We start from the raw sequence: 1,038 nt of genomic DNA, 5'->3' as shown, positions 1-1,038 counted from the left end.
TATACCACCTCAAACATCGGTGTTTATTATAGAATTAAAATAAAACTGTAGATAATTCTACAGTTTTATTTTTTAGACTAAATTTAAAATATTCTAATGTGATTTTTTACTGAATCCTTCACCTAAAACCTCATGAGCATCATTAATTATAGTAAATGCCATAGGGTCAATATCGTTGACTAGATTTTTTAAGTGAACTTCTTCACGTCTAGAGACAACAACTAATAAAACATCTTTTTTTATATTAGTATATCCGCCACGGCCTTCTAAAAAAGTAACTCCTCTTTCTAAATCATCCATAATAGCTTTAGACAATTCCTCAAATTTGTCAGTAACTATTATAAACGATTTAGAGAAATCAAAACCTTCAACGATAGCATCTGATATTTTTATGCTTATATATAAAGATATTGTAGCATAAAGTGCAGTTTCTATATTTTTTGAGACAAGACCTGCAAGTATTATTACAATTCCATCTATTATAAATAAAAATGTAGATATACTTATAAAAGGTAATATCTTATTTAGTATGAGAGCAGCGAGTTCAGAACCACCAGTTGATGCATCAACTCTAAATAATATTCCAAGACTAATTCCAACAACTATACCACCAGCTATAGCTGATAATAAAACATCATCTGTTGTGTTGTAAGTGGTTAATCCTTCTGTTAATTTTAAAAATAATGTTAGTAATAATATACCTATTAATGTTTTTATAGCATCTTTTTTTCCTAAAAATTTAATACCTAATATAAATAATGGAATATTAAAAGCTAAGTTTATAAACCAAAGTGGAGTATTAAATAAGCTTTTAAATACTATGGCAAGACCAGTAAGACCACCAGAAGCTATTGTATATGGTTCTAAAAACATGTTAAGTCCAACTGCCATTATAAAGCATCCAAGGCATAATATTATTAATTCAAATATATATAAACTTATTTTATTTTTTATAGTATCACATCCTTATCATAAAGATTTATATTAAATTATTTGCAAATTTAGATTAGATAATACATTGTAATGCTTTATATACAT

1 protein-coding gene is annotated in these 1,038 nt (G+C 26.2%); it reads right to left on the bottom strand.

Translation table 11 applies throughout. From position 1 onward, the window contains the following. Nucleotides 1-93 precede the first annotated feature (93 nt). Nucleotides 94-915, bottom strand: a complete 822-nt coding sequence (locus tag G3997_RS06180; protein ID WP_330616303.1) for a YitT family protein — start codon at nucleotides 913-915, stop codon at nucleotides 94-96. Nucleotides 916-1,038: the final 123 nt, after the last annotated feature.

This window comes from Romboutsia sp. 13368, assembly GCF_018336475.1.
GTDB lineage: Bacteria > Bacillota > Clostridia > Peptostreptococcales > Peptostreptococcaceae > Romboutsia.
The sequence above is the reverse complement of the archived record's forward strand: the minus strand, read 5'-3'. Positions and strand labels throughout refer to the sequence as shown.